Annotated in this window: 3 protein-coding genes; 2 read left to right on the top strand and 1 reads right to left on the bottom strand. The window is 68.4% G+C overall.

The window, feature by feature from the left end:
- On the bottom strand, positions 1-241 hold a 241-nt coding region (locus tag IL54_RS25210), incomplete at its 3' end, for a hypothetical protein (protein WP_237748737.1).
- On the opposite strand from IL54_RS25210, the gene IL54_RS00070 reads away from it, so the two are divergent.
- Together IL54_RS00070 and IL54_RS00065 are read left to right on the top strand one after the other, a co-directional pair.
- A complete protein-coding gene (locus IL54_RS00070) occupies positions 143-1141 on the top strand; it encodes a type III polyketide synthase (protein WP_237748738.1) in 999 nt (332 codons plus the stop codon). The genes IL54_RS25210 and IL54_RS00070 overlap by 99 nt on opposite strands.
- On the top strand, positions 1138-1812 hold the full coding sequence (locus IL54_RS00065) for a methyltransferase domain-containing protein (RefSeq protein ID WP_037472034.1): 675 nt from the start codon (positions 1138-1140) through the stop codon (positions 1810-1812). Before IL54_RS00070 ends, IL54_RS00065 begins: the two co-directional genes overlap by 4 nt.
- The last annotated feature ends 54 nt before the right edge of the window (positions 1813-1866 follow it).

Genomic DNA, 1866 nt, shown 5'->3' with positions numbered 1-1866 from the left:
GGGTCTGGGCGCTTTGAAGGGCTGAACAGGTCGCGACTTGGTGGTATGACCGGCCCACCGCGTCCGCGCGCAACAAAGGCAGCGCATCATTTCCCTTCCCGCCACGATCCACGCCATCGGCACGGCCGTCCCGGATACCGACATCCACCCGGCCTTCATCGACTGGGCAGGCGCGCGGATCGCTGACCGGCGCGAACGGGCTTTGTTCACGCGGATGGCGCAGCGCAGCGGGATCGAACATCGCTGGTCGGTGCTGGATGGCGGCACTGGATCGCCGACCGCGCAAGGCGGCTTTTACGGCGGGTCATGGCCGACCACGGCGCAGCGCATGGCCATCTATGCCGACGCCGCGCCAATGCTGGCCACGCGCGCGGTGGCCGCGCTGGCCGATCAGGTGGCGATCGACGGCATCACCCATCTGGTGGTCGCCAGTTGCACGGGCTTCATTGCGCCGGGAATCGACCAGAAGCTCGTGACGATGTTGGGGCTGGACCCGACGGTCGAGCGGCTGATGGTCGGCTATATGGGCTGCTATGCCGCCATCGTCGCGCTGCGATCCGCGCGCCATATCGTGCGATCGGAACCGAATGCGCGCGTGCTGGTGGTGTGCGTGGAACTCAGCAGCCTGCATCTGCAGGACGATGCGCGGGTCGAACCATTGCTGGCGATGCTGCAATTTGGCGATGGCGCGGCGGCGGCGTTGGTCAGCGCCGGGCCAGGCGGCATTACGCTCGGTCAGCCGTTCGCCATGACCGTGCCCGATACGGAGGCGCTGATCCGCTGGGATTTGGGCGATCATGGTTTCGCCATGCATTTGTCGGGCGAAGTGCCCGGCGCGATCGCGCAGGCGCTGGCCGGCACGATCACCTTGCCGATTCCGGCGCATAGCGTCGATCTGTGGGCGGTGCATGCCGGGGGCCGATCGATCCTGGACGCGGTGGCGCGGGCGCTCGATCTGGCCCCCGACGCGCTCGACCATAGCCGGGCGGTGCTGCGCGCCTTTGGCAATATGTCGTCGGCGACGCTGATGTTCGTGCTGGCGCGCATCTTGGGCAGCGATGCGCGCGGGCAGGGGATGGCGCTGGCCTTCGGGCCGGGCCTCGCGGCCGAAGGGCTGACCTTCCACCGGGCGGACGTATGAAGCGATCGCTGGCGCCAGAGCAGATGGATGCGGCCGACCTGCCCGAAGCCGTCTATGCGCGGGTGCTGGCCGATCTCGACCGGGTCAATCGCGTCACGCTGGCGGCGCGGCCGACGCTCCGCTTTCTGGATCGCGCGGTGACCGGCCCGTTCCGGCTGCTCGATGTCGGCTATGGCGATGGCGGGATGCTGCGGCGGATCGCGGCCTGGGCAAAGCGGCGTGGCATTGCCTGCACGCTCGTCGGCATCGACCTCAACCCGCTTAGCCAGGCCGTGGCGCAGGCGCGCACCGACCCGGCGCTGGCCATCGACTATCGCACCGGCGACTATGCCGCGCTGGCGGATGAACCATGGGACATCATTATCTCCAGCCTGGTCACCCACCATATGGATGAGGCGGAACGGCTGGCGTTCCTGCATTTCATGGAGGATCAGGCGCGCATGGGGTGGTTCGTCAACGACCTGCATCGCCACGGCTTTGCCTATCATGGCTATCCGCTGCTCGCCCGCCTGCTGGGCGTCCATCCGATCGTCCGCGCCGACGGGCAATTGTCGATCGCGCGCAGCTTCGTGCCCGGCGAATGGCGAGCGATGCTGGCGGCGGCGCATATCGGCGATGCGCGCATCGAGCATGTCTTCCCCTTCCGGCTATGCGTCGCCCGGCAGCGATGACCCCGCCGCTGATCCTCGGCGCAGGCCCGGCAGGCGCAGCGGCGGCGCTGCGGC

Origin of the sequence: Sphingobium sp. ba1, from assembly GCF_000743655.1 — a bacterium.
In the GTDB taxonomy this organism is placed as follows: domain Bacteria; phylum Pseudomonadota; class Alphaproteobacteria; order Sphingomonadales; family Sphingomonadaceae; genus Sphingobium.
The sequence above is the reverse complement of the archived record's forward strand: the minus strand, read 5'-3'. Positions and strand labels throughout refer to the sequence as shown.